Origin of the sequence: Streptomyces phytophilus (assembly GCF_013870535.1) — a bacterium.
In the GTDB taxonomy this organism is placed as follows: Bacteria; Actinomycetota; Actinomycetes; order Streptomycetales; family Streptomycetaceae; genus Streptomyces; species Streptomyces phytophilus.
In genome coordinates, this window is record NZ_JACBXC010000377.1 from 1 (window position 1) to 4,998 (window position 4,998).

Annotated in this window: 4 protein-coding genes; 2 read left to right on the forward strand and 2 right to left on the reverse strand. The window is 68.9% G+C overall.

Going from position 1 to position 4,998, the window contains the following annotated elements:
• Positions 1–631: 631 nt before the first annotated feature.
• Both H5J30_RS17310 and H5J30_RS17315 read right to left on the reverse strand, forming a co-directional pair.
• Complete coding sequence (locus tag H5J30_RS17310) at positions 632–1,417, reverse strand: MmyB family transcriptional regulator (protein ID WP_181788324.1); 786 nt, start codon at positions 1,415–1,417, stop codon at positions 632–634.
• A 117-nt stretch (positions 1,418–1,534) separates the two neighbouring features.
• On the reverse strand, positions 1,535–2,353 hold the full coding sequence (locus H5J30_RS17315) for a helix-turn-helix domain-containing protein (RefSeq protein WP_181788325.1): 819 nt from the start codon (positions 2,351–2,353) through the stop codon (positions 1,535–1,537).
• 1,213 nt (positions 2,354–3,566) lie between these two features.
• On the opposite strand from H5J30_RS17315, the gene H5J30_RS17320 reads away from it, so the two are divergent.
• Both H5J30_RS17320 and H5J30_RS17325 read left to right on the forward strand, forming a co-directional pair.
• Positions 3,567–4,469, forward strand: coding sequence for a helix-turn-helix domain-containing protein (locus H5J30_RS17320; protein WP_181788326.1), 903 nt, complete (start codon positions 3,567–3,569; stop codon positions 4,467–4,469).
• 2 nt (positions 4,470–4,471) lie between these two features.
• Positions 4,472–4,998: hypothetical protein (locus H5J30_RS17325; RefSeq protein ID WP_181788327.1), on the forward strand; the 527-nt coding region annotated here is incomplete at its 3' end.

Genomic DNA, 4,998 nt, shown 5'->3' on the forward strand with positions numbered 1-4,998 from the left:
TCCCCCTGGTCACCGGCGTCCGCGAACTCCACGAAGAGGCCGGCCGTAGGGCGTCGCGCTTGCTGCGATGTTCCGCGTCGACTCCGACCGCTACCCCGTTTACGTCTTCCACGGCCGGTGGAACGGCGATGCGAAGACGCTGGTGCTGGGCGAAGGCACTGATCTTGCGTTCATCGCGCCGGCGGACTTCGACCAGCTGCCGATGAACACGTCCGTCAGGGGCGACACCCGCCGTGTGCTGGACCTGATCACCCCCAAGCCGCCCCCGTACGGCTACGGCACCCTCGCGCTGATCCGCTTCCGGGGCCGGTGGGAAGGCGATCCGGACGCTCTCGTCCTGACCGAGGGCACAGAACTCGCCTTCAGCGACCCGAGGGACATGTGCGGTCTGCCGATGAGTCCGGTGGCCCGCTACGCCGCCCTGCGCCCGCTCTCAGCCGATCTGGAGGACCAGGCCCGAGCCGACGGCATCCGCGACCTGGTCTGCGCGGCCGTCATCGTCCACGACGACGCAGTCCTGTTCGTGCGGCGCCGGGCGGACGAGGACCTCGGCGGCGCCTGGAAACTCCCCGGCGGGCCCGTGAGAAGAGCGAATCCATCCTGGACTGCCTCACACGGAAGGTCCGCGCAACTACGGGCCTGGGGTGAGCGGGGTGAGGACGCCGACTTGGTGGTTCCGGCGGCCCGAGGGATACAGCACCTGGATGGCGATCTCGACGCGCTTCCCCTCGTGGAAGGGAAGCTGGAGGGTGAATCGCTCTCCTCCGATGTCCTGCTGGGTGTCGCTGCGGTCGCGCCACATGGGGTGCAGTGTCGAGTCGGTAGTGACGTGTTCCACGATGGCTGCTACGTCCGGGTGGCCGGCGTGCGTTGCCTGGGCCTGTCTCAGGATTCCGAGCCAGCTTCTGGTGTGCTGGCTCCAGTCGATGATCTGCTTCCTGGAGTCGGGATGGCTTAGGCACCAGAGGAGAATGTTTGCTCTTGGCCGGCGGACAAAGGGGAACCAGTCCGCCATGGCGGCGTTGAAGATCAGGACGTTCCAGGCGGCGTCCAGCACGACGGCCGGCGTCGGATCAAAAGTGTCCACCAGCAGTTGTGAATCGGTGAGGCCCTCCGCATAGGTGGCCTCGCTGGTGCCGGGCATTCCCTGGGTGGCCAGCAAGAACAGGGTGGTGCGTTCGCCTTCCGAAAGCCCGAGCAGAGCAGCCAGACGCTCCGCCTGGCCGGGGGCGAGGAGGGGGCGGCTGCGGCCGGCTTCCAGATCCTGGTACTTGCGCAGCCCTAGGCCGGCTCCTTCGGCCAATTCCTTCTGGGTGAGGGCCCGCGGCAGGCCACGGCGGCGGCGGGCGCGCCTCCGCCATTCTTTGAGCAGTTCCCCCAGTTGCGGCTGAGAGACACGGAGTAGTTCTTCCTGCACCCCAGCATGATCATTCATTGAGGACGGCTGCTGCGCACGGCACGCCGGTACCGGAGAACTCAATACCGCCTTCCAGCGAAGTGCGATCCGGCGGACGTTCGGCTTGAGAATCCTTTTTCACCCGCGGCGAGCGTTCGTCTCCACCTCGGGGACAGGTGCGATCGGGGTGATGACGCCGACCCGGAAGTGCGGGGCTGCCGTGGGATGGAGCACGTGCGTGACGACCTCCACCCGGGCGCCGCCGTAGCAGGGCGGTCTCAGGGCGGAGCGCTCCCCGCCGAGGTCCTGCCGGATGTCGCGGCCCTCCTCCCAAATGGCCCGGAGCACGGGATCGGCGTCGATGATCGAGAGGATCTGCTGCACGCCGGGCTCGCTGCTGCCGTATACCGCCTGGTAGTTGCGCAGTAGTGCGAGCCATAGGCGGAGGTACTGGTCCCAGTCGACGATCTGTGTTCTGGCCTCGGGGTGGCTCAGGCACCAGCGGACCATGTTGGCGTGGGGCTCGCGGACGTGGGGGAACCACGTGGACATGGCGTGGTTGTACATCTGTACGTTGCCCATCGCGTCGAGCAGGACTGCCGGGGTCGGCTCGGCGCTGTCCAGGACGAGGCGCAGGTCGGCCAGCACGGCCGCATCGGGGCCGGCGGCATGGGCGGGGCCCGGCCTGACCCGGGCGGCGAGCATGAAGAGCAGATCACGCTCGGCGGCGTCCAGGTCGAGTGCGCCAGCCAGCGCGTCCGCTTTCGCGGGCGCGAGCCGACTGCGCGGCTCGCCGGCCTCCAGCGCCTGGTAGGTGCGCCATCCGATGCCAGCGCGTTCGGCCACGACCTTCTGGGTGAGCGGGCTCGCGCTGCCGAGGCGGTACTGGGCATGCTTCCGCCATTCCTTGAGCAGCTCGCCCAGCCGGGGCTGGGAGACATGCGAATCATCACTCACCCCTGCATGATCAGCATCATTCCGGCATATGCCTCAGTGACACGCCGATCACGACACATGATCCCCGATCCGCTTTCCGGCCTCCAGATACTCCGCCTCCGTCGGCACCGGAGTGCAGGAGCACCGGCATCGGCACCTTCTCACATGCGTTATGAAACTGAGATCACTTGCCTGGGGCGGGAAATACGTCAGCGCTGACGCATCCCCCCCGAAAGGGTCCACTATGTGAGACGGTTTCACTCGTTCAGTCGGGTCTCTGGCACGGATGGCTCACACTCCGGTGTCGCCAAGTCGCCTTCTGTCTCCTTGAGTTGGACCCGTCCTACCGGTCTTGCTGTTCTGCGGACGGGGATGCGGGCTTGCTGATGGAATTCCACGCGTGAGCACTCTCGTCGCACGTTGACGCGCTGTTGGAGGGCTTTTAGGGTCGCCTGACAGCCGACGCCGAACCGGGCCGGTGGCTTGGAGTGAGGGGTAACGGTGGGCAATAGCAGATTTCGCATGGAGCACCCTCAGCTCGTCACCGGCCCTCCGCCAGGCGTGCCGGCGCATCCGCAGCACGAGGTCCGGTCAGCATGGCTGGCGGCGAAATTAGAGCGGGCTCTGCGCGGGTAGCCAAGCGCCCATTCACGCGTACCGGCTGAAGGCGCCTCGCGAGACTGAGGCGATCGCCCCCCGCCGTTCACCGCGGAGGCGAGAGCATGCCCACGCTTGCCCTTGCCGGCATACGGCGGCGAGGCAGCCTGAGCCTCCAGGCGGATTCGTCCAATCTTCATCTGGCGTGCCGGGGCGGCGTCTTGCGCGGGTCGCGGTGTCACTGTCTGCGACTAGTACAGGGTTTTGGAGCCAACTCTGGATCTCTGCAGCGGGGTGTGCGTATGTTCGTCGTCCCCCGGGGATCCCATCCGAATCCGCGAACATAAACAACCCGACCTCCAGGCCGGGTCTTCGGGGGCGTATGCAGCGTGGACGGCCGAGAGCGGGAACTCCCGGCCGCCGACGCCCACCATCACCGTGCTGATCCCATTGCACCGGGCACGTCAGCATGGCAACACTGAAGAGGAGATTCTTGCATGCCTTGCGCCGTGTGTAAAAGGCCCATGGACGCGGCCTGCGCAACAATCGCCTGCGGGGCTCCGCTGGGAACCGAACCAGCTACCACCAACTCGACCCCGGAATGCGGAATTGCCTGCGCCGCGTTCGGGAGCGGCCAGTGAGTACCGATGCCCGCGAGTGGGTGTGGGTACACAGTTCCAGCCGGGGATCCGCGCGGCTGGTTCTGCTGTCGATCGCTGACCGGGTTGCGGACGAGCAGTGCGTGTCCTGGGCTTCCCAGGCCAGCCTGACGGCTCGTACACGCGCCTCCAACTCGACCGTACGCGAGGCGATCGGTCGGCTCGTTGAGGCGGGGGAGCTGGAGCAGCTCGGCTACCTCGTCGGTCCTCAGGGGAGCACGGTCTACCGCCTTCCGCTGGCCGCCCGGGCGATCGCGCGGGCCCTTCGAGTCCAGCAGGAGGAGGCCGGCGTCGATGTGGCGCCCGGCGAGGAGTCCGGGGCCCTGCCCACGCTTCGGATCTCGGCGCTCGGGCAGTACGGAATCCGTCCGCGTGAGGTGCCGGAAACCGGCAGGGCGGGGTGCCGGAAACCGGCGGGGCCGGAAACCGGCAGGGCACGGGGTAAACCGGCACCCCGGGGTGCCGGAAACCGGCAGGGCGGGGTGCCGGTTTCCGGCACCCAGAACAGTAGTGAACCTGAAAGGAACGGTAGTAGCAGCAGTAGTGCTGGTGGCGCCGTCACGTCGGCTGCCCGGTGGCAGCCCGACCCAGCCGCCCTGGCCTGGATCCGCGAGCAGGGCCACCTCGACCGCCTCGGCGAGCAGGGCCTGAAGGCCGCCGACGCGAAGTGGCGCGCCCACCGCGCCGACTCCGCGCCCCGCCCGGCCGGGGCGTGGGCTGCCGACTGGCGCTCCTGGATCGCCCGAGAGCACTCCCCCCACCGCCCCGGGCTCTACGCCGTACCCGCCAACTCCCCCGCCCGGCCCGGCGGGATGACCCGGGCCCAGGCCCACACCGCCGCCCTGCTGGCCGCAGTCGAAAAACGGACCGGAACGGAGTAGCCGTGGACCGCCGTGAAACCGCCGCCCTGCTCGCCTACATCGGCCGCCTCGACCCCCGCACCATCCGCACCGACCACAACGAGGTCAGCGACCAACTCGACACCTGGCACGAGCTGCTCGGCGACGTACCGATGGCCACCCCCCACGGCTGGGACGCCTGCAACGCGGCCCGCCGACACATACGCATCTCGCCGTACCCGATCGTGCCCGCCGACGTCGCCCGCCCGTGGGAGAACCACCGGCGCGACCGCATGCTCCGCCACACCGACCCCACCCCGCCGGTCGACCCCGACGACCAAGCCGCCTGGACCGCCGAACTGGCCCGCGCCCGCCAAGCCGTCGCCCTCGGCAATGCCCAGCCCACCCCGTACCGGGCGATCGCCCGCGGTCGCGATCGGGTCGACGCGGAGCTTCAGGCGCGGTTGCGGGAAGTCGGCACCTGCATCCCGCCCGCCGCCCGAAACGCCCTCGCGCCCTACCGGCCCGCCCGCGTCGCCCGAAACGCCCTCGCGCCCTACCGGCCCGCCCG